Genomic DNA, 21,277 nt, shown 5'->3' on the forward strand with positions numbered 1-21,277 from the left:
ATCCCGGCAAGGGGGGCGGGGTGCGAACCCCTCCCCCCTCCGAAGAACGCCGCCTCATCCCATGGGTGAGGCCAGAGAGAGTTCCTAAATGATTTCGCAAATGATCCAACCGCGCGCCGCGCAGTCCAAACACTCGTGGCGCCTGGCCTTTGCAGTGCTGGCGGCAGCCGTATGCGTGGGGCTGCAAACCCCCGAGAGCTTGGCGGCCTCCAGCAACCGAGCAATCTACGGCGAGCCCTATCAGAAGGTCGAAGCCGTGGCTGCCAATCAGTCGCAGATCGTCATGTTCCGCGGCAACGACACCGGCAAGGAAGCCGCCCACGTCTACATTGACGGTCAGCTGCAGAGCGCCCTGATGCCCGGCGGCTATACCACCTTCTGCACCCCGGCCGGCGAGCACTCGCTGGAGACCTACATCGGCGACGCGCCGCTGTATACCGGCAAGCGCAACCCGCAGAGCTACGCCAAGCTCAGTGGCGGCCAGACCTACGTCCTGGAAGCCCCGCTCACCGGCAGCACGCCGATCGTGCACACCGGCCGCGAAGCCGAGCAGAGCCTGCAAGGCCTGCGCCGGCAGATCCACGTGATCAGCCGTGCCAGCTCGGTAGTGCCGTGCCAGGGTGAAACCAAGCTCACCCTGCGCAGCGACGTACTCTTCCTGTTCGGCAAGAGTGGCTACAAGGACCTGACCCCTGAAGGTCGCGAGATGCTGAACAAGGCCGTACAGGACATCCAGCAGCAGCCCAACGTCAGCAGCATCGATGTAGTCGGCCACGCCGACTCCATCGGCAAAGCCGCAGCCAACCTGCGTCTGTCCCAGCAGCGCGCCGAAACCATCCGCCGTGTTCTGCAGGAACAGGGCATCCAGGCCAGCCTGCTGCACGCCAGCGGCCGCGGCAGCTCCGAGCCGGTGGTGCAGTGCGAAAGCGGTTCGCGCAATGCCCGCATCGCCTGCAACGCGCCAAACCGCCGCGTGGAGGTGATCATCCAGAACGGCCAGGAGTAACCCCGGCCTGCGGGTTCAGGTGCCCTGGCGTTTCGATCGCCCACCTCGGTCCTGCATAGCGCCAGGAGCGGAACAACAAAGGCCCCGGAAGGGGCCTTTGTCTTGCCTGGTTCTTCAGATGCCCTGCGTGTCCTCTTGCGCCTGAATCCTGCTGCAAGTCGCCTCGGGCCTGGCGACCGTAGCGAGCAGGAGCGGCTGCGTCGCCTGCTGTCGGGCGAACTTGCCCTCGACTTTCCAGCGGCGCCGGAACGCTGCGCTGCCTGGGAACCAAGCCGGCTTCACGTCACGGTTTTCCCGTTCACGGACGACCTTTGAAGAGGGCCGGGGCATTCGCCTAGTCAGGCGAAGGAAAGGTACGTCAGCCCAATCAGGGTTTTCTGATGCCCGTGGAATCGGGGCATTTCTACCATGCGCACAGCTTCTCCTCCCCTTAAGGTGCGCGCCATGAATCCCTCTCCAACGCCCATGACGACCGAGGTCGACCTGGGCGTTTCTTCCGATAACGACAGCCTGCTGGCGGGGGTACGCTGGTTCTGCGCCCACTTCGAGCGTCCGGTGTCCTTGGAGTCTCTGTACGCGGGTTTGCCGCGCGACCAACGCCTGCGGCCGAGCATGGTCGTACGCATGCTCGAACAGGTTGGCATCGGCGCCGGCTGGGTCAAGCGGCGCCCCGCGGAGCTGTCTTCCTATCTGTTCCCGCTGATGCTGCTGTTCCGCAATGGCGAGGCGCGCATCCTGGTCGCCCGCCGCGGCGAGGAATTCGAATTGCTGGTGCCCGAGGCGGGTGGCGGCAGCATCACCCTGAGTGCGGCCGAGCTGCAGGAAAACTACCTGGGCTACGCGCTGCTGGTGCGTCCCAAACCTGCTCCGGATGCGCGTACCGAGATCCCGCGAGGGGAAGGCAAGGGCCACTGGCTGTTCTCCACGCTGTGGAAGTACCGCCGCTTCTATTACAGCGCCGCCCTGGCCACCCTGCTGATCAACGTCCTGGCGCTGGCCAGCACCTTCTTCATCATGAACGTGTACGACCGGGTCGTGCCGACCCAGGCCTATGTCACCCTCTGGTCGCTGGCGGCCGGCGTGCTGCTGGCGATTGGCTTCGAATTCACCTCGCGGCAGGTGCGCGCCTTCCTGATCGACAGCGCCGGCAAGAAGGCCGACCTGATCCTGGGCTCGATCCTGTTCCGTCAATTGCTGGAGGTTCGACTGGAGCACAAGCCGCCGTCAGCCGGCTCCTTCGCCAACCAGTTCCGCGAGTTCGAGTCGGTCCGCGACTTCATCACCTCGGCTTCGCTGGCTACCCTGGCAGACCTGCCCTTCGTCCTGCTGTTCATCTTCGTCCTGTTCCTCATCGGCGGCCCGCTGGCGATGGTGCCGCTGGGCTCGATGATCGTTCTGCTGGGGCTATGCGCCTACATCCAGTTGCCGCTGTCTCGCTTCATGAAGGAAAACCTTCGCGAGGCCTCGCAGAAGCATGGCCTGCTGATCGAGGCGATCGAGGGCGTCGAGACGCTCAAGGCCACCCACGCCGAAGGCAGCATGCTGCGTCGCTGGGAAGACTTCAGCGCCCAGCTGGCTGCCTCGTCGATCAAGACCAAGGCGCTGTCCAACATGGCCGCCAACTCGGTGTCGCTGATCACCCAGCTGACTACCGTGATGCTGGTGCTGTGGGGCGTCTACCGGATCGGCGATGGCGACATGACCCAGGGTGCGCTGGTCGGCATGGTGCTGCTCAGTGGCCGTGCCCTGGCCCCGCTGGCCAGCGCCGTGGGTCTGGCGGTGCGCTACCAGCAGGCGAAGACCGCACTGCACTCGCTGAACCAGCTGATGGAGATTCCCACGGTTCGCGATAACAGCCGGCGCTACCTGGATGCACCGAAGAACGCCACCTTGTCGCTGCGCCGCCTGAAGTTTTCCTACCCGGCGCCACCGATGCAGCCGCGCCCCACGGTGCTGAACAACATCAGCCTGACGATCAAGCACGGCGAGCGGGTCGCCATCGTCGGCAGTATCGGCAGCGGCAAGTCCACCCTGTTGCGGGTCATGGCGCGGCTCTACCAGCCGGTGGAAGGCCAGTTGCTGATCAATGGCATCGACGCCGAGCAGATCGACCCGGCGGACTGGAACTCCGCGGTCGGCTTTGTCGGCCAGGACGCGCGCCTGTTCTTCGGTTCACTGCGCGACAACCTGGTGATCGGCAAACCCTCGGCGACCAGCGAGGAGCTGGTCCACGTGGTCAAGCTGACCGGCCTGGATGCGGTCGCGGCCAGCCATCCGCTGGGTTACGACCGTCCGGTGGGCGAGATGGGCCAGGCGCTGTCCGGCGGGCAGCGCCAACTGGTCGCCCTGGCGCGCTCGCTGCTGCTGCAGCCCCAGGTGCTGCTGCTCGACGAGCCCACCAGCGGCATGGACATGCAGACCGAGCGCCTGTTCCTCCAGCGCCTGGAGAGCGCCACCCAGGGACGCACCCTGGTGGTGGTCACGCACCGCTTCTCGGTGCTGGAGCAGATCGATCGGCTGATCGTCGTGGATTCCGGGCAGATCGTTGCCGATGGGCCCAAGGATGAAGTGCTGCGTGCCCTGCAGGCCAACAACTCTGCTGCGCCGGGCAAGGCCCCGGCCGCTACTCGGTGAACATGCGATGACTGATACCCCTGACACCCAAGCGTCGGTGCCGGCCGTGGTGGAACCCGCCAAGGCCGTGGCGCCGAACATCACTCCCTATGCCAAGGAAGTGGCGCGTCTGCGTGAGAACGACCTGTCCTACGTCTCCGATCTGCAGGCGGCGCTGATCTCGCAGAAGACAACGGCGAGCACCGTGGTACTGCTGCTGATCGCGGCAGTTTTTACCGGAATCATCGTCTGGGCCTACTTCGCCAGAGTGGAGGAGATCACCAAGGGCGAGGCCCGGGTGATTCCTTCCAGTCGCGAGCAGGTCATCCAGAGCCTGGAGGGCGGCATTCTGGAGCAGATGAACGTCAAGGAAGGCGACGTGGTGGAGGCGGGGCAGGTTCTGCTGAAGATCGACCCGACCCGCGCCAACGCGAGCTACCGCGAAGCGCAGTCCAAGGCTCTGGCACTCAAGGGGCAGCTGGTCCGCCTGCGATCGGAGGCCTACGGCCAGCCGCTGGTATTCCCTGATGACGTGAAGGCGGTGCCTTCGATCGTCGAGGCCGAGACGGAAGCCTATAACGCCCGCCGTCATGCGCTGGAGGATGGCATCGCCGGCCTGCAGAAGAGCCTGTCGTTGGCTCAGGGCGAACTGACCGTGTCCGAACGACTGGCCAAGCAGGGCCTGATTTCCGATGTGGAGATCCTGCGCATGAAGCGCCAGGCCAACGAGTTCAACCTGCAGATCAGCGAGCGGCGCAACAAGTACCGCTCCGATGCCAACGCCGATCTGACGCGGGTGGAGAGCGAACTGGCGCAGTCCCTGGAAAGCGCCGCCGGCCGCGAGGACGTGATGAAGCGCACCACTATCACTGCGCCGCTCAAGGGCATCGTGAAGAACGTGCGGGTCAACACCATTGGCGGGGTGATCCAGCAGGGGCAGGACATCATGGAGATCGTCCCGCTGGAGGATCGCCTGCTGGTCGAGGCAAAGATCCGTCCTGCCGACGTGGCCTTCCTGCGCCCCGGCCTGCCAGCCACGGTGAAGATTTCCGCCTACGACTACGCCATCTACGGGGGCCTCACCGGCAAGGTCGAGCTGATCAGTCCCGACACCATCAAGGATGACGAGATGGCCCGTGCGGGCCGTCCGGACACCTCGTTCTACCGCGTTCTGGTACGTACCGACGAAGCGGAACTGAGCAAGGGCGACAAGCATTTCCCGATCATTCCCGGCATGACCGCGACCGCGGAAATCCGTACCGGGGAAAAAACCATCCTGGATTACATACTCAAGCCTGCGCTGAAAGCGCGTGAGGCTTTCCGCGAGAGATGACAGCAATGAAAACCCTTAAAGACTTCTCCTATCAACCTTCTGGAAAGCGTTGGCGATTCTGCCGTTCCGCTCTGATCGCGGCGATCTCCTCGCTGGGCGCTGGTGTCGACGCCGTCTTGGCCGATGACAACCTGGGCGGGGCGCTGAGCTTTTATTCCCAGCCCAAGGAAGCTACTGCTGTGACACTGACCGGCGGTGCGTTGCGTGGCGAGCTGGTGGCCTCCATCGCTACTGCGACGCCTTCCGAAACCAAGCAACCGGTCGCCCCGGTGGAGCGCTCTCAACCGGCACAGGCGAAGACGCCTTCCGCCAGTCCTGACAAGGCTCCGGCAGCCAAGCTTGATCTGAGCCTGCCGGAGGAGATCAAGCCCGGTGTAGCGGTCAGCAGCCTGGGCAGCAACGAAGCTTCGCTGGCCTACATCCGCGAACTGGTGGGCACGGCATTGCGCATCAGCCCGGAAATGCGCCAGGCCGATGCCAATTGGCAGGCGGCCAAGGGCGACGTGGATCAGGCCAAGGGCGCGCGTTGGCCGCAGGTACAGATCAGCGCCGCGTCCAAGACGTTGCAGAGCAGCAAGAGCGACTACGAAAACAACGGCTCCACCACGGTGCAGATGGTTACCCCGGTGTATGACTTCGGCGCTATCGGCCACACCATCGACAGCCGCAAGAACACCGCGAACGCCCAGGAGGAAGCCAAGGCGCAGTCTGAAGTCTCGGTGGCCTACAACACGGCTTCATCGGTGGTGGAGCTGGCCCACCAGCAGAATTCGCTGGAAATCAGCGACCGTTACGTGGCGCGCATGCGTGAGCTGGTGAATATGCTGTCGCAGATTGCCGAGGTCGACCCCGGTCGACGCAGTGAAGTGGTGCAGGCCCGTTCGCGCCTGCTGCAGGCAGAAACGGCTCGTGACCTGGTGCAGTCCAAACTGCAGCAGACCAAGACGACCCTGGCCAAGCTGGTGGGCGAAGACATTACCGTGCCGGCCAACGCCAAGTGGGATTGGACGCCGATGCCGATGCAGGATGCGCTGGCCCAGCTCAACGACACGCCGTCCCAACGTCAGGCACGCTGGGAGAAGGAAGCTGCGCTGGCCAACGCCGATTCGGTGAAGTCCGCGCGTTTCCCGAAACTGAACTGGGTCGTGGGTCGCAACACCGGCGAGAACATGCTCGATAACAAGGAGCCCTGGTCGACCGGGCTGGCGGTGGAGTGGACGGCCTTCTCCGGCGGTTCTGCCTCGGCGGCGCAACGTGCGGCCTATGCCCGGGCCAATGCGGCGGAGCAGAAGATGGAGAGCTCGCGGCGCGAGTCGGAATACCTGATCCGCAACCTGGCCGAGCAGCGTGACCTGTCGGCATCGCGGGTCCAGGACTACCAGGCGCTGCTCGCCGAATCCGACCGCGTGCGCAAGATGTTCTATGACCAGTGGTATCACCTGGGCAAGCGCACCCTGCTGGATGTGCTGATCGCTGAGAACGAGTACTACACGGCGCAGATCGCGGCTTCCGATACCTACTTCGACGCGAAGACTTCCGACCTGCGCATCCGCGCTGAAACCAGCGGCCTGATGGCCTGGCTGGCTCCAGGCGACGAGTCGGCCACCCGCTGATCGAGCGGCGCGGCAGACTGCCCAGCCTCTGGCACCACCCCCTCTTTCCGACATGTCCGCCACGGCGGTCGTGATGGCTCGACTCGTCCGTGAGTATGTGCGGGCATGCCGTGAAGAGTTTCTCCCGCAGGTGCACTTCCTGCACCATCGTCACAATTTGAATGACTTTGCGCCTTGCAAAAGTTCCGCTGCGTCGATGTGTCGCAGGGTGCGCAGGGCGTATTCAGCGCTTTCGAAAAGGTTCTTGATCGCCGTCATGGCAAGGTCTTTGCCAAAGGCGTTGGCCGTTCTCCAGGCTGCTCTCCCGATGCGCTGGAAGCCGCGTGTTTCATGGTTCTGACACAGTCCCATGGCACGCGCGTGCAAGCCCCTGGCAGGGAGGCAATAGCCCTGCGCCGGCTGAGTGAATTGGTCGTTTTCTGAGCGATTGTGCCCAAGACTGTTTCTCTGGCTGAGAAAATATCTTGTTAAAAATGGGCAGAATGGGCCTTGAAAGGGGTTTCTGAAATGCTTTGTAATACCCGCCGTCCATTTCCTACCCCCAAATCGCTGAGTCGCACTGACGCAGATCATGGCCAGTGTTCACCCATCGGTGCAGCGGCATAACAACAGGGGGCTGCCATCGGTGGGCTCCTGTCATAAGACGAGGCGGGCAATCCCCTCGTGCATTAGGTGTGCGACGCGCGTGTCCGAAACGAGCGCCAGTCCAGACACCCCACGCTGAACAATCACGGAACGAATCAGCTGACGAAATCGGTTTCGCATCGCGAATACCGGGCGACCTCCCTTTGCCCGGAATCCCTGCGGCCGCGTTCGTGAATCCATGACAGCCCTGGCAGGCGACCTGGAAGGGTCGCGGGTAACGAGTCGTCGAGCGATGTCTGGCGAAGGCTCATGGGCGGTGAAGCGATTTTCATCCACTAAGGCCGCATGATGAAAAAAGAGCAGTACACAGGAATTTTGAAGAGACTTGCGTGGCTGCCGATGCTGATGCTCGGTGGTTGCAACATGGCGCTGTTCGACCCGAAAGGGCAGGTCGGCGCCGACGAGAAGTCCCTGATCATCACGGCAACCCTGCTGATGCTGATCGTGGTGGTGCCGGTCATCCTGATGACCTTCGGTTTCGCCTGGAAATACCGGGCTTCGAACACCAAAGCCACCTACATGCCGGACTGGTCCCACTCGACCAAGATCGAGCTGGTGGTGTGGCTGGTTCCCTGCCTGATCATCGCCGTGCTCGGCTGGATCACCTGGGAGAGCACCCACAAGCTGGACCCGTATCGTCCGCTGGACTCCGAGGTCAAGCCGGTGACCATCCAGGCCATCTCGCTGGACTGGAAGTGGCTGTTCATCTACCCGGAACAGGGCATCGCCACCGTCAACGAAATCGCCTTCCCGAAAGACACCCCGGTGAACTTCCAGATCACCTCGGATTCGGTGATGAACTCGTTCTTCATCCCGCAGCTGGGTAGCCAGATCTACTCCATGGCCGGAATGATGACCAAGCTGCACCTGATCGCCAACGAAGAAGGCGTGTTCGACGGCATCTCCGCGAACTACAGCGGCGGCGGTTTCTCGGGCATGAAGTTCAAGGCCATCTCCACCTCCGAGCAGGGCTTCCAGGATTGGGTCGCGAAGGTCAAGGCCTCGCAGCAGACCCTGAACCTGGATCAGTACCCGGAGCTGGTGAAACCCACCGAGAACGTCCCCGCGACCTACTTCGCCACCGTCAGCCCCGAGCTGTTCTCCCACGTGCTGAACAAGTGGGAACACGCTGGCCACGCAATGGCCAAGGCCCACGAAGCCAAAGAGCAGGCCGAGAGCGGCGAGCACGGCAAAGCCCATGACGAGACCGCCATGGCGGGCCACGACATGAGCAACATGCAAGGCATGCCTGGCATGCAAATGAATCCGAGCCAGGAGTAACTGCAGATGTTCGGGAAACTGACACTGTCGGCCGTGCCGTATCACGAGCCGATCATCGTCATCACGCTGGCTGTCGTCGCCCTCGCGGCGCTCGGCGTGTTCGGCGCGATCACCTACTACCGCAAGTGGACCTACCTGTGGACCGAGTGGCTGACGTCCATCGACCACAAGAAAATCGGCGTGATGTACATCATCGTCGCCCTGGTCATGCTCCTGCGCGGCTTCGCCGACGCCATCATGATGCGCGGCCAGCTCGCGCTGGCTGAAGGCGCCAACCACGGCTACCTGCCGCCGGAACACTACGACCAGATCTTCACCGCTCACGGCGTGATCATGATCATCTTCATGGCCATGCCCTTCATGACCGGTCTGATGAACCTGGCCGTGCCGCTGCAGATCGGCGCACGCGACGTGGCGTTCCCGTTCCTGAACTCGCTGAGCTTCTGGTTGCTGGTCGTCAGCGCCATGCTGGTGAACGTCTCGCTGGGCCTGGGCGAATTCGCCCGTACCGGCTGGGTCGCTTACCCGCCGCTGTCCGAGCTGGCCTACAGCCCGGGCGTGGGTGTGGACTACTACATCTGGGCACTGCAGATATCGGGTATGGGTACCTTGCTCACGGGTATCAACTTCCTGGTGACCGTGTTCAAGATGCGCACCCCCGGCATGAAGCTGATGCAGATGCCGATCTTCACCTGGACCTGCACCTTCGCCAACATCCTGATCGTTGCGTCGTTCCCGATCCTGACCGCGGCCCTGGGCCTGCTGTCGCTGGACCGCTACTTCGACATGCACTTCTTCACCAACGAGCTGGGCGGCAACGCCATGATGTACATCAACCTCTTCTGGGCCTGGGGCCATCCTGAGGTGTACATCCTGATCCTGCCGGCCTTCGGTATCTTCTCCGAAGTCACCGCGACCTTCGCTGGCAAGAAAATGTTCGGCTACACCTCGATGGTGTGGGCGAGCGCCGCGATCACCTTCCTCGGCTTCACCGTGTGGCTGCACCACTTCTTCACCATGGGCTCGGGCGGCGACGTCAACGGCTTCTTCGGCGTGGCGACCATGCTCATCTCCATCCCCACCGGGGTGAAGCTGTTCAACTGGCTGTTCACCATCTACCGTGGCCGCCTGCGTTTCGACACCCCGATCCTGTGGACCCTGGGCTTCATCGTCACCTTCACCATCGGTGGCATGACCGGCGTTCTGCTGGCCATCCCGGGCGCTGACTACCTGCTGCACAACAGCCTGTTCCTGATCGCCCACTTCCACAACACCATCATCGGTGGTGCGGTGTTCGGCTACCTGGCCGGCTTCGTCTTCTGGTTCCCGAAAGCCTTCGGCTTCAAGCTGGACGAGAAGTGGGGCAAGCGCTCGTTCTGGTGCTGGCTGGTCGGCTTCTACATGGCCTTCATGCCGCTGTACGTACTCGGCTTCATGGGCATGACCCGTCGCCTGAACCACTACGAAAACCCGATGTGGCAGCCGTACATGGTGGTGGCCTTCTGTGGCGCCGTGCTGATCTTCTTCGGTATCGCCTGCCAACTGATCCAGCTGTTCGTCTCGATCAAGAACCGCGACAAGCTGGCCGACCTGACCGGCGACCCGTGGGGTGGCCGTACCCTGGAATGGTCCACTTCCTCGCCGCCGCCGTACTACAACTTCGCCGAACTGCCGAAGGTCAACGACATCGACGCGTTCCACGAGATGAAGCAGACCGGTACCGCGTACCGCAAGCTGCCGGCCTATGCACCGATCCATATGCCGAAGAACACCGCCGCTGGTTTCTCCATCGCGCTGTTCGCCTTCATCTTCGGCTTCGCCGCCATCTGGCACATCTGGTGGCTGGTGGGCGTTGGCTTCGTCGGCATGATCGCTTCGGTCATCGTGCGCAGCTACATCACCGATGTGGACTACTACGTCCAGCCGGATGAGATCGAGCGCATCGAAAACGCCAACTTCCAGAAACTCGCCACCGCGCAGCAGGTATAAAACCATGTCGACGGCAGTACTGAATCAACACCTGGTCGATACGCACGAAGCGGCGCACGACCACGACCACGCGCACGACAGCGGCGGCATGACGGTCTTCGGCTTCTGGCTGTACCTGATGACCGACTGCATCCTGTTCGCCAGCGTCTTCGCCACCTACGCCGTGCTGGTCAACCACACGGCCGGCGGCCCGAGCGGCAAGGACATCTTCGAACTGCCCTACGTGGCCGTCGAAACCGCGATCCTGCTGATCTCCTCCTGCACCTACGGCCTGGCCATGCTGGCCGCGCACAAGGGTGCCAAGGGCAAGGCCATCGCCTGGCTGGGCGTGACCTTCCTCTGCGGTGCCGCGTTCATCGGCATGGAACTCAACGAGTTCCATCACCTGATCGTCGAAGGCTTCGGCCCGAGCCGCAGCGCCTTCCTGTCGTCCTTCTTCACCCTGGTCGGCATGCACGGCCTGCACGTATCCGCAGGCCTGCTGTGGATGCTGGTGCTGATGGCACAGATCGGCACCCGTGGCCTGACCGCGCAGAACAACACCCGCATGATGTGCCTGAGCCTGTTCTGGCACTTCCTGGACATCGTCTGGATCTGCGTCTTCACCGTCGTCTACCTGATGGGGGCTCTGTAATGTCCGCTGCTGCACATCATCACGACTCCCATGGCGCCCACGGCAACGACAACCACGGTGCCGGCCACGGCAGCCTGGGCTCGTACGCCATCGGCTTCGTGCTCTCGGTGATCCTGACCGCGATCCCGTTCTACATGGTCATCGACGGCGGCTTCTCGCGTCACGCCACCCTGCTGACCATGGTGATCCTGGGTCTGGTCCAGGTCGTCGTGCACCTGATCTGCTTCCTGCACATGAACTTCAGCTCCGAAGGTCGCTGGAACGTCATGGCATTCATCTTCACCGCCATCATCATCCTGCTGGTGGTCGGTCTGTCGCTGTGGATCATCTACACCGCAGACACCCTGATGATGCCGATGCCCTGAGGGCCGATGCCGTGAAACTCAAGCGTTACCTGCTGGTCGCAAAGCCAGGCATCATCTTCGGCAACCTGATCGCGGTGGCGGGGGGATACTTCCTCGCCGCCCGCGGCAGCGTTGACCCGATGCTGCTGCTGGCCACCGTGATCGGCCTGTCCCTGGTCGTTGCCAGCGGTTGTGTATTCAACAACTGCATCGACCGCGACATCGATCGCTTCATGGAGCGTACCCGCAGCCGTGTCACCGTGACCGGGCAGATCTCGCTGAAGGCCGCCCTGGCCCACGGCGTGGTCCTCGGCGCGGCGGGCTTCGGCCTGCTGATGTGGAAGACCAACGTACAGGCAACCCTGCTCGCTGCGTTCGGCTTCTTCGTCTACGTCGTGCTCTACAGCCTCTGGCTCAAGCGCAGCTCGGTCTACGGCACGCTGGTCGGCAGTCTCTCCGGAGCCATGCCGCCGGTGGTGGGCTACTGCGCCGCCAGCGGTCACTTCGACATGGGCGCGGCGGTGCTGCTGCTGATCTTCTGCCTCTGGCAGATGCCGCACAGCTACGCCATCGCGATCTTCCGCCTCAACGACTACCGCGCCGCCGGGATTCCCGTGCTGCCGGTGGAGCGGGGCATCGAAGCGACCAAGAAGCAGATCCTCTACTACGTCGTGGCCTTCGGCCTGGCGACCCTGCTGCTGACCGTGACCGGCTTCGCCGGCTACGGTTACCTGGTGGTGGCGCTGGCCGTCAGTGCCTGGTGGCTGTTCATTGCGGTCAAAGGCTTCAGTGCCGAAGACGACCGCCGCTGGGCGCGCCAGTTGTTCGCCTTCTCCATCATCGCGATCAGCGTGCTGAGCCTGATGATGTCCATCGACTTCCAGGCCATCCCGGCCCAGTCGATGCTGGCGGCGCTGTAAGGCTGCTCGCTGCAACGAAAAAGCCGCCCTTCGGGGCGGCTTTTTTGTGCCTGGCATCTTTTGGTGGGAGCGAGATTGGAGGCTTGTGCCAAGCGTTGCCCTCACCCCAACCCTGGCTACGCGCCCCGCTCCGAAGGGAGAGGGGCCGTCCGTGCCGGCTGATACTGAGGTGCCAACCTGCACTGAACTGTCCCCTCTCCCGCTTGCGGGAGAGGGTTAGGGTGAGGGGCTTTTGATCTTGTAGGAGCGGACTCCGTCCGCGATAGCTATCCGATCAGTGCAGCTTCAAACGCGGCTCGGTACTGCGCCCAATACGATCCGCGATCATCAGCAACGCCGTGCGGAACGGCCCGTACAACGCCATCTGGTGCATGCGGTACAGCGACACGTAGAACATCCGCGCCAGCCAGCCTTCGAGCTTCACGCTGCCCATCAGGTTACCCATCAGGTTGCCCACCGCGCTGAAGCGCGACAGCGAGATCAGCGAGCCATAGTCGGTGTAGCGGTACTCCGGCAGCGGCTTGCCCTCCAGGCGCGCGACTATGGCCTTGGCCAGCAGCGAAGCCTGCTGGTGCGCAGCCTGGGCGCGGGGCGGCACGGTACGGTCGCTGCCGTCGCCCATGGGGCAGGCGGCGCAGTCGCCGAAGGCGAAGACGTTGTCGTCGCGGGTGGTCTGCAGGGTAGGGCGGACCACCAGCTGGTTGATGCGGTTGGTCTCCAGGCCATCGATGTCCTTGAGCAGGCTCGGCGCGCGGATGCCCGCGGCCCAGACCTTCAGGCTCGCCGGAATGAACTCGCCCACTGCCGTGCGCAGGCCTTCGGCCGTCACTTCCTGCACAGCCGAACCCGTCAGCACGCGCACGCCGAGCTTCTCCAGCGTCTGGTGCACCGGGCGGCTGATGCGCTCGGGCAGCGCCGGCAATACGCGCGGGCCGGCCTCGATCAGGGTGATGCGCATGTTCTGCGGCTGGATGCCGGTCAGGCCGTAGGCTGCCAGCTCCTGCGCGGCGTGGTGCAACTCGGCTGACAGCTCGACGCCGGTGGCACCGGCACCAACGATGGCAACGCTGATCTGGTCGTCCTTGTCCTGCCCGGCGTGGGCGCGCAGGTAGTGGGTCAGCAGCTGCTTGTGGAAGCGCTCGGCCTGCTCGCGGGTATCCAGGAAGATGCAGTGATCCGCGGCGCCCTGGGTGCCGAAGTCGTTGGTCGTACTGCCGATGGAAAGGACCAGCGTGTCGTATTCCAGGCTGCGTGCCGGCACCAGCTCTTCACCCTGCTCATCGAGCGTGGCGGCGAGCTGGATGCGCTGGCTCGCGCGGTCCAGGCCGTCGAGACGGCCGAGCTGGAATTCGAAGTGGTTCCATTTCGCCTGGGCGACATAGTTCAGCTCATCCTCGGAGGAGTTGAGCGAGCCAGCGGCGACTTCGTGCAGCAGGGGTTTCCAGATGTGGGTGAGGTTGGCGTCGACGAGCGTAATGCGCGCCTTGGCCTTTTTACCCAGGGTGCGGCCGAGACGGGTCGCGAGCTCCAGCCCGCCGGCGCCGCCGCCGACGATCACGATACGATGGGACATGGTGCATTCTCATAGCTTAAGGAATCCTGTATCGGCCCGTGGCGGCACGGCGCTCACGCAAGGTAGGCCAGGAGGCGGCTCAGCAAACCCAGGGCGATGACCACAGCGAGCAAGGCCCCCATCATCAGCCAGGGTTTGAACGGCTGGCGTTCGACCTGGTGGACGGGAGAGCTGAGGTACTGATCGACCTTCTGCTGGTCTTCGGGGCTCAGGCGACTGGGCATGGGCGGCCTCCGTTTATAATGTCGAGCATTCTAGTAGGGCTTGCGCGGCCTCTCAATGCGCCGCCGATCAATGCAGCTTTGCGTGGGCGTCTGTTTACAGGCCGACGCCCATGTCGAACAGGATGCTGCGGCCCAGGCTACCGCGCAGAAAATCCGGCGCATCGCTATGGGCGAACAGCACGCGGGCGAAAGTCGGGCCGACCACCGACAGCGAGCGCCAACCCTGGCGCAGGTACTCGGTGGGTGGGGGGAAGGGCGTGTTGAAGTCCGGCGTCTCGCGCTTGAGGCTGACGAAGGCCAGCAGATCCAGTTCGCGCGGGTCGATGCCGCGCTCGGTGTAGTTGTGCGCCTTCTTGCGCAGCGTCGGCGCCAGGCGCGCCTGCAATTCCGCACAGGGAATCCGCTTGGGACGCTGCTCGCGGCGGATCAACTGGTTAAGACTCTGGGCCATGCGCCGGCGCAGCAGCTCTTCCTTCCACTCCTCGTTGAGCCGGCGGCCCTGATCGAGGACGAAGAACACCTCGAAGCTGGCGTCGCGGAACAGCACGTCCGGCGGTTGCTGCGTGGGGGCGATGAAGTCTTCCTGGCGATACGGCACCTTCAGTGCCTGCAGCAGCCGCTGGCAGGCCCAGCACTCCCGCTCCCACTTGCGCGAGTTGGAGAGGAAGTCGTTGGCTTGTTCCGCCTGGCGTGTCAGCAGGCGCAGATAGTCGGACTCGTTCATGCCTCCAGCATAGTTGCTGGCGGCAGCGGGCGGGCGTCCAGTGCGGTGTAGACTGTTGCCAATCATTGACCGTTGCGGACGAGGGGGAAGCGTGAGACGACTGCTGGGCGGATTGCTGTGGATGGTTCTGGCGAGCGTGGCGGTGGCGCAGGATGCGCCCGCCATTGGCTGGACCTTGCTGGACCAGTTCGACAAGCCCTACACGGCGAACGCCGACCTCAAGGTCCTGCTGGTGGCCCACGACATGGCCGGCTCGAAGCTGGTGAAGGCCGCGCTGGCGGATCGCCCGGCCGGCTATCTGGAGGCGCGCAATGCCGCCTTCGTTGCCGATATCAGCCGCATGCCCGCGCCCATCTCGAAGATGTTCGCCGTCCCCGCCATGCGCGATTACACCTACCGCGTGTTGCTCGATCGCGAACCGCGGGTGGCCAGCCGCTTCCCAGCCCAGGCCGACGCGGTGACCTGGCTGCAACTGGAGCATGGCCAGGTAGTCACTACCCAGCAGTTCGATTCGGCCCAGGCCCTGCGTCAGGCGCTGGAGCGAGGCACGCCGTGATCGCCGCGCAGTTGCTGTCGGCGGAAACTCTGGAGATCGGCTGGGCGATCTACCTGCCCATCGTCGCCTGGGCCATCTGGCGCGCGCCGTGGCTGGAGCTGGTCAGCGACTTCCGCCGCCAGCATCTGGTGTTCGGCACCATGCTCGGGCTGTTCCTGCTCTGGCTGGTGCGGCGGGATTTCGCTTCCGGGGTGTCCTTCCACTTCATCGGCATGACTGCCGTAACCCTGCTGCTGGACTGGCCGCTGGCGATCATCGTTGGCCTGGTCGCGCAGCTCGGCCTGTGCGCCATCGGCCGCCAGGACTGGGCGGCCATTGGCGTCAACGGCATCCTGCTGGTGCTGATCCCGGTGGTCATCACCGAGCTGGCGGCGATCCTCGTCGAGCGCCGGCAGCCGCGCAACCTGTTCGTCTACATCTTCTGTTCAGGCTTCTTCCCGGCGGCGCTGGCGGCGGTGTGCAGCCTGCTGCTGGGCCTCGGTCTGCTATGGATGGACGGGCTGTTCCCGATGCCGCCATGGATCGAGGATTTCATCGGCTACCTCTGGCTGATCATGTTCCCCGAGGCCTTCATCAACGGCACCATCGTCACCGGGCTGGTGGTCTTCTATCCGGACTGGTTGGAAACCTTCAACCGCACGCGCTACCTGCAGGCACCGTGGAAGGATGACGATGAGCCGCGCTGATGTTCGGCCATCGGTGAGACCCATGGCTCCGGCGGTTTGATCCAGGTCAGTTCGGAAACCTCCCAGTATCAGGGAAGCTTGGCCCCCCTTCGCAAGGAGATTGCCAATGAGCATTCACAGCTGGGCCGAACAGCGCCTCCAGGAACTGCTGATCGAGGCCGAGGCGGCCGGACAGGACCCACAACTGACCCTGAGGGCGCTGCTGAGCGTGGTGGTGCAGGCCAATGCCCAGGTGCGTAGCGAGGCCGATCTGGGTGCGGAACTGAACTTCCTCGCCGATAACCTGGATACGGAAAGGGACTACACCTTCATGCGGCCCTGAACGAAAAAGCCGCCTCGAAAGGCGGCTTTTGGCTTTTCGTAGGAGCGAGCTTGCTTGCGAACCACCGTCGATGACAGTGCTTGCAGTGGCTCGCGAGCAAGCTCGCTCCTACAAGGGCAGACTCAGTGCCCGCGCGGCTTGTCCAGATCGCCGGAAAACAACTCGTCTTCCAGATTGTCACCCGGAATCGCGTGCTCTTCCGCCGCCCAGGCGCCGAGGTCGATCAGCTTGCAGCGGTGCGAGCAGAAGGGCCGGTATTCGTTCTTGGCAGTCCATTCAACTGGGGCGCCGCAGGTCGGGCATTCCACGGTCAGGGGTTGGCTCATGGTTGTCCTCCACGCAGGCCGAGATAGAACTGATGCAGACGCTCGACCTGCTGGTGCAGGTGGTCGAGGTCGCCATCGTTGAGCAGCACGTCGTCCGCGTGCTTGAGTCGGTCATCGCGCAAGGCCTGGGCCTTGAGAATCGAGCGGACCTGTTCTTCGGACACCTGGTCGCGGCGCATGGTGCGCTCCAGTTGCAGATGTTCCGGCGTATCCACCACCAGCACGCGCTGGGTCATGCGGTACTGGCCGGACTCCACCAGCAGCGGCGAGACCAGGATGGCGTAGGGCGATTGCGCCTGCGCCAGGTTGGAAGCGATCTCCTGACCGATCAGCGGGTGAAGCAGGTGCTCCAGCCAGCGACGTTCCTCTTCGGCCTTGAAGATGCGCTCGCGCAGGGCGGCGCGGTTGAGTTGGCCGTCAGGCAACAGCATGGCGTCGCCGAAACGCTCGACGATCTTCGCCAGGGCAGGGCGGCCAGGCTCGACTACCCAGCGCGCGGCATGGTCGGCGTCGACCATGTGGATGCCCAATGAGGCGAAATGCTCGGCGGCGGCGCTCTTGCCGCTGCCGATTCCGCCGGTAAGGCCCAGAATCCAGGGTTTCATCGTTCTCCTTTCAGCCGTCCCGCCGGCCGTCCGGAAGCGCCGAAGAGACTCGGCGTGGGAGACGGCTAGCGGAAACCGGCGAACTGCAGATAGGTCGCGGTTATTTGATCACCCCAGAGCAGCGCAATCCAGCCGGCAATCGCCAGATAGGGGCCGAAAGGGATCGGCGTACTGGTCTCGGCGTTGCGCAGGCGCAGCATGATCACGCCCAGCACCGCGCCCACCAGGGACGACAGCAGAATGGTCAGCGGCAGCACCTGCCAGCCCCCCCAGGCGCCCAGCATCGCCAGCAGCTTGAAGTCGCCGTAGCCCATGCCTTCCTTGCCGGTGATCAGCTTGAACAGCCAGTACACCGACCATAGGCTCAGGTAACCGAACACTGCGCCCCAGAGCGCATCGCCGAGGTTGGTGAACAGCCCGAAGTAATTGACGATCAGCCCCAGCCAGAGCAGCGGCAGCACCAGGACGTCCGGCAGCAGCTGGTGATCGACGTCGATCATGCTCATCGCCAGCAGACCCCAGCCCAGCAGCAACATGGCGCCGGCTTGCCAGCCGAAGCCGTAATGCCAGGCGATGTATGCCGACAACACGCCGCTGGCCAGCTCGATCAGCGGATAGCGCTTGCTGATCGGCGCCTTGCATGAAGAACACTTGCCGCGCAGCGCCAGCCAACTGACCAGCGGAACGTTTTCCCAAGGCTTGATCTCATGACCGCACTGGGGGCACTGCGAGTTCGGCAGGATCAGGTTATAGGTGCCCGTGGAGGGTTCCTCAGGCAACCCCAACGCTTCCCTGGCCTCCCGCTGCCAGCCCAGCTCCATCATCTTCGGCAGGCGATGGATCATCACATTGAGGAAGCTGCCAACCAGCAGGCCGAGCACGAGGACGCATAAAACAAAGGCCAGCGGGGTGCTGGCCAGGAAGTCGAGAACAGGCATGATTTAGACGACGTTGCCCAGTTGGAAGATCGGCAGGTACATGGCGATGATCAGGCCACCCACGAGAACACCCAGCACAGCCATGATCATCGGCTCCATCAGGGTGGTGAGGTTGTCGACGGCGTTGTCCACTTCTTCTTCGTAGTAACCAGCAACTTTATCCAGCATGTTGTCCAGCGAGCCGGACTCTTCGCCGATGGCTGCCATCTGGATAGCCATGCTGGGGAACACACCCGTGGTGCGCATGGAGAAGTTGAGCTGAGTGCCGGAAGAAACGTCTTGCTTGATCTTGTTCACCGCGTTGCGGAAGACCACGTTGCCTGTCGCGCCGGAAACGGAGTCCAAAGCTTCGACCAGGGGAACACCCGCTGCGAAGGTGGTCGACAACGTGCGTGCATACCTTGCTACGGCAGACTTGTAGAGGATATCGCCGACTATGGGTACCCGAAGCACGCCGCGATCAACGGAGTCCCTGAACTTCTCGGAGCGCCGATGAAGCTCCCTTAGTGCGAACGCGGCTGCAAAGAGCGCTATCAGTACGATGAACCACCACTCCTGCAGGACATCTGAAAGAGAGATGACCATTCGAGTGAATGCTGGAAGCTCCGCTCCAAAGTTGGCAAAAACGGCTTGGAACTGAGGGACTACCTTGATCAACAGGATGGCGGAAACGATGACTGCCACCACCACCACGGCGATCGGATAGGTCATCGCCTTCTTGATCTTCGCCTTAAGCGATTCGGTTTTTTCTTTGTAAGTCGCCACTCGATCCAGCAGAGTTTCCAAAGCGCCGGATTGTTCGCCAGCGTCTACCAGATTGCAGTAGAGATCATCGAAATACTGTGGCTTCTTGCGCAGTGAGTTAGCCAGGCTGTTACCTGATGCGACTTCCTGTTTAACCTCTTCGACTAGCTTACGCATATTCGGGTTATCGAAACCCTCGCCGATGATGTCGAACGATTGCAGCAGGGGGACACCAGAGCCCATCATCGTCGCCATTTGTCGGGTGAACAGGGCGATGTCCATGGGCTTGATCTTCTTGCCACGGCTCAGCAGCGAAATGCCCTTCTTGCGTACCTTGGTCGGGTTGATGCCTTGCTTGCGCAACTGGGCCTTGATCAAGGCCGTATTGGTCCCCGACAGCTCCCCTTTGACCTTCCCACCCTTGCGATCAGTGCCTTCCCAGGTAAAGACACTGCTCTTCAATACTTTTTCCGCCATGGATTAATCCTTGGTCACGCGGTTGACTTCCTCGAGGCTGGTGATGCCTTGCATGGCCTTGAGCAGGCCCGAGGTGCGCAGATCGTTGAAGCCTTCTTTGCGGGCCTGTTCGGCGATCTGAATGGAATTGCCTTCTTCCATGATAATGCGCTGTAGGGCGGGCGTGATTTTAACCACTTCATAAATACCCACACGTCCCTTGTAGCCGTTCTTGCAATTTTCGCACCCTACAGGGGAATAAAGCTTGAATTTGCCGACGCTGTCTGCGGGGAACCCTTCGTGCAGCAACGTTTCCTGAGGAACCTCATGTTCCTTCTTGCAATGCGAGCAAAGCTTGCGGGCTAGGCGTTGGGCGATGATCAGGTTGGTGGAGGTGGCCAGGTTGAACGACGCTACGCCCATGTTCAACAGGCGCGTCAGAGTCTCCGCGGCGCTATTGGTGTGCAAGGTCGACATCACCATGTGCCCGGTCTGCGCAGCCTTGATGGCGATTTCGGCCGTTTCCAGGTCACGGATTTCGCCCACCATGATCACGTCGGGATCCTGGCGCAGGAAGGCGCGGAGAGCTTGCGCAAAATCCATGCCTTGACGAGGGTTGACGTTGACCTGATTGATGCCTTCCAGGTTGATCTCCACGGGATCTTCAGCCGTGGAAATATTGATATCCGATGTATTGAGAATATTAAGGCCGGTATAGAGCGACACAGTCTTGCCGGAACCAGTAGGCCCGGTCACTAAGATCATGCCCTGGGGTTGCTTGAGGGCGTCGAGGTAAAGCTGCTTCTGTGCTTCTTCATAACCCAGGGCATCGATTCCCATTTGCGCGCTGGCAGAGTCGAGAATCCGCATGACAATTTTCTCACCCCACAGGGTTGGCAGCGTATTCACGCGGAAGTCGATCGACTTGGTCTTGGAAACACGCATTTTGATGCGGCCGTCCTGCGGCTTACGGCGCTCGGAAATATCCAGCCCAGCCATCACTTTCAGACGTGCGGAAATTCGGCTGGCCAGTTGAATGGGGGGTTTGGCAGCTTCGTGCAACATTCCGTCAGTGCGGAAGCGAACTCTATAAATCCTTTCATAAGGCTCGAAGTGCAAGTCGGAGGAGCCACCTTTGATGGCATCAAGCAACATTTTATTGACGAAACGTACGACGGGGGCGTCATCGGCGTCGGAAGTCGAGGTGTTGTCCTGCTTCGATTCATCGACGGTTTCCAGATCCAGTCCATCGAGATCTACATCGGCGAGATCGGCAAGGCTGTCCGAACTGCTTTCAAACAGTTTTTCTATCGCTTCGCCCAGTTTATTGTCTTCGACCAGGATCGCTTCAGTGGTCAGGCCGGTACTGAACTGGATGTCGGTTATGGCTTGATGGTTAGTGGGGTCAGATATTCCGATGAAAAGTTTGGTGCCGCGCTTCCATAAAGGGATGATGCGGTGCTGTCGTACCAGCTTCTCGGAAACCAGCTCCTTGGGGATCCATTCCTTATCAAGTGTGCTTAAGTCGAAGTAAGCAATGCCGAATTGTTCGGCAGAAACTTCGGTGACTTTCAGGCTGTCTATTATTTTATTTTGCGAAAGAAAGGTTGGTAGCGGGATCCTGTCTTTCTTCGCTTGCATGTAAGCCTGGGTTGCAGTTTTTTCATCTAGGAGCCCGGTTAATACAAGTTGCTTGGCGAGTCCCGTAAGGTTTACGATATCGTTCATATGTGGCTCTTGGCTGG

At 62.3% G+C, this 21,277-nt stretch carries 21 protein-coding genes; 13 read left to right on the forward strand and 8 right to left on the reverse strand.

All coding sequences use genetic code 11. From position 1 onward, the window contains the following. The first annotated feature begins 100 nt into the window (after window positions 1-100). The 10 genes from HNP46_RS11070 to cyoE all read left to right on the forward strand — a co-directional run bounded on the left by HNP46_RS11070 (window position 101) and on the right by cyoE (window position 12,378). The gene (locus tag HNP46_RS11070) at window positions 101-1,006 is read left to right on the forward strand and encodes an OmpA family protein (protein WP_184588761.1); all 906 of its coding nucleotides are present in this window, start codon (window positions 101-103) and stop codon (window positions 1,004-1,006) included. 444 nt (window positions 1,007-1,450) lie between these two features. Beyond that, window positions 1,451-3,640, forward strand: a complete 2,190-nt coding sequence (locus HNP46_RS11075) for a type I secretion system permease/ATPase (RefSeq protein WP_260403135.1) — start codon at window positions 1,451-1,453, stop codon at window positions 3,638-3,640. A 7-nt stretch (window positions 3,641-3,647) separates the two neighbouring features. After that, the gene (locus tag HNP46_RS11080) at window positions 3,648-4,952 is read left to right on the forward strand and encodes an HlyD family type I secretion periplasmic adaptor subunit (RefSeq protein ID WP_184588762.1); all 1,305 of its coding nucleotides are present in this window, start codon (window positions 3,648-3,650) and stop codon (window positions 4,950-4,952) included. Between the two features lie 5 nt (window positions 4,953-4,957). Further along, on the forward strand, window positions 4,958-6,565 hold the full coding sequence (locus HNP46_RS11085) for a TolC family protein (protein WP_184588764.1): 1,608 nt from the start codon (window positions 4,958-4,960) through the stop codon (window positions 6,563-6,565). 174 nt (window positions 6,566-6,739) lie between these two features. Next, the gene (locus HNP46_RS11090; protein WP_184588767.1) at window positions 6,740-6,988 is read left to right on the forward strand and encodes a hypothetical protein; all 249 of its coding nucleotides are present in this window, start codon (window positions 6,740-6,742) and stop codon (window positions 6,986-6,988) included. 510 nt (window positions 6,989-7,498) lie between these two features. Then, complete coding sequence (cyoA, locus tag HNP46_RS11095; RefSeq protein ID WP_184588770.1) at window positions 7,499-8,491, forward strand: ubiquinol oxidase subunit II; 993 nt, start codon at window positions 7,499-7,501, stop codon at window positions 8,489-8,491. A gap of 6 nt (window positions 8,492-8,497) precedes the next feature. Then, window positions 8,498-10,480 carry a cytochrome o ubiquinol oxidase subunit I gene (gene cyoB, locus HNP46_RS11100; RefSeq protein WP_184588772.1) on the forward strand — a complete coding sequence of 661 codons (1,983 nt, stop codon included), beginning with the start codon at window positions 8,498-8,500 and terminating at the stop codon, window positions 10,478-10,480. A gap of 4 nt (window positions 10,481-10,484) precedes the next feature. Then, window positions 10,485-11,114 (forward strand): cytochrome o ubiquinol oxidase subunit III, encoded by a 630-nt coding sequence (gene cyoC / locus HNP46_RS11105; protein WP_015475724.1) that lies wholly within the window; start codon window positions 10,485-10,487, stop codon window positions 11,112-11,114. Further along, window positions 11,114-11,479, forward strand: coding sequence for a cytochrome o ubiquinol oxidase subunit IV (gene cyoD / locus HNP46_RS11110; RefSeq protein ID WP_184588774.1), 366 nt, complete (start codon window positions 11,114-11,116; stop codon window positions 11,477-11,479). Before cyoC ends, cyoD begins: the two co-directional genes overlap by 1 nt. Before the next feature lie 11 nt (window positions 11,480-11,490). Next, entirely contained in the window at window positions 11,491-12,378 is an 888-nt protein-coding gene (gene cyoE, locus HNP46_RS11115; RefSeq protein WP_184588776.1) for a heme o synthase, read from the forward strand. A gap of 274 nt (window positions 12,379-12,652) precedes the next feature. Here cyoE and HNP46_RS11120 read toward each other — a convergent pair whose 3' ends face one another. The 3 genes from HNP46_RS11120 to HNP46_RS11130 all read right to left on the reverse strand — a co-directional run bounded on the left by HNP46_RS11120 (window position 12,653) and on the right by HNP46_RS11130 (window position 14,899). Beyond that, the gene (locus HNP46_RS11120; RefSeq protein ID WP_184588778.1) at window positions 12,653-13,951 is read right to left on the reverse strand and encodes an NAD(P)/FAD-dependent oxidoreductase; all 1,299 of its coding nucleotides are present in this window, start codon (window positions 13,949-13,951) and stop codon (window positions 12,653-12,655) included. 53 nt (window positions 13,952-14,004) lie between these two features. Next, window positions 14,005-14,175 (reverse strand): DUF3094 domain-containing protein, encoded by a 171-nt coding sequence (locus HNP46_RS11125; RefSeq protein ID WP_184588779.1) that lies wholly within the window; start codon window positions 14,173-14,175, stop codon window positions 14,005-14,007. Between the two features lie 94 nt (window positions 14,176-14,269). Continuing rightward, window positions 14,270-14,899, reverse strand: coding sequence for a DUF1780 domain-containing protein (locus HNP46_RS11130; RefSeq protein ID WP_184588781.1), 630 nt, complete (start codon window positions 14,897-14,899; stop codon window positions 14,270-14,272). A gap of 121 nt (window positions 14,900-15,020) precedes the next feature. Between HNP46_RS11130 and HNP46_RS11135 the strand changes: the two genes are divergently transcribed. From HNP46_RS11135 to HNP46_RS11145, 3 genes are all read left to right on the forward strand, one after another. Beyond that, complete coding sequence (locus tag HNP46_RS11135; protein ID WP_184589161.1) at window positions 15,021-15,455, forward strand: FAD/FMN-containing dehydrogenase; 435 nt, start codon at window positions 15,021-15,023, stop codon at window positions 15,453-15,455. Then, window positions 15,452-16,141: an energy-coupling factor ABC transporter permease gene (locus tag HNP46_RS11140; RefSeq protein ID WP_184588783.1), complete on the forward strand. Its 690-nt coding sequence runs from the start codon at window positions 15,452-15,454 to the stop codon at window positions 16,139-16,141. Before HNP46_RS11135 ends, HNP46_RS11140 begins: the two co-directional genes overlap by 4 nt. 106 nt (window positions 16,142-16,247) lie before the next feature. Beyond that, window positions 16,248-16,463 carry a hypothetical protein gene (locus HNP46_RS11145; RefSeq protein ID WP_184588785.1) on the forward strand — a complete coding sequence of 72 codons (216 nt, stop codon included), beginning with the start codon at window positions 16,248-16,250 and terminating at the stop codon, window positions 16,461-16,463. Between the two features lie 122 nt (window positions 16,464-16,585). On the opposite strand, the gene yacG is transcribed toward HNP46_RS11145, so the two are convergent. From yacG to pilB, 5 genes are all read right to left on the reverse strand, one after another. Beyond that, on the reverse strand, window positions 16,586-16,789 hold the full coding sequence (gene yacG / locus HNP46_RS11150; protein ID WP_184588788.1) for a DNA gyrase inhibitor YacG: 204 nt from the start codon (window positions 16,787-16,789) through the stop codon (window positions 16,586-16,588). Then, window positions 16,786-17,394, reverse strand: coding sequence for a dephospho-CoA kinase (gene coaE, locus HNP46_RS11155; protein WP_184588790.1), 609 nt, complete (start codon window positions 17,392-17,394; stop codon window positions 16,786-16,788). The genes yacG and coaE overlap by 4 nt, the downstream gene beginning before the upstream one ends. Window positions 17,395-17,459: 65 nt before the next feature. Next, window positions 17,460-18,332: a prepilin peptidase gene (locus HNP46_RS11160; RefSeq protein ID WP_184588792.1), complete on the reverse strand. Its 873-nt coding sequence runs from the start codon at window positions 18,330-18,332 to the stop codon at window positions 17,460-17,462. 3 nt (window positions 18,333-18,335) lie between these two features. Further along, window positions 18,336-19,553, reverse strand: coding sequence for a type II secretion system F family protein (locus HNP46_RS11165; RefSeq protein WP_184588794.1), 1,218 nt, complete (start codon window positions 19,551-19,553; stop codon window positions 18,336-18,338). Window positions 19,554-19,556: 3 nt separating this feature from the next. After that, a complete protein-coding gene (gene pilB / locus HNP46_RS11170; RefSeq protein WP_184588796.1) occupies window positions 19,557-21,260 on the reverse strand; it encodes a type IV-A pilus assembly ATPase PilB in 1,704 nt (567 codons plus the stop codon). Window positions 21,261-21,277: the final 17 nt, after the last annotated feature.

Origin of the sequence: Pseudomonas nitroreducens, assembly GCF_014204515.1 — a bacterium.
In the GTDB taxonomy this organism is placed as follows: Bacteria; Pseudomonadota; Gammaproteobacteria; order Pseudomonadales; family Pseudomonadaceae; genus Pseudomonas; species Pseudomonas nitritireducens_A.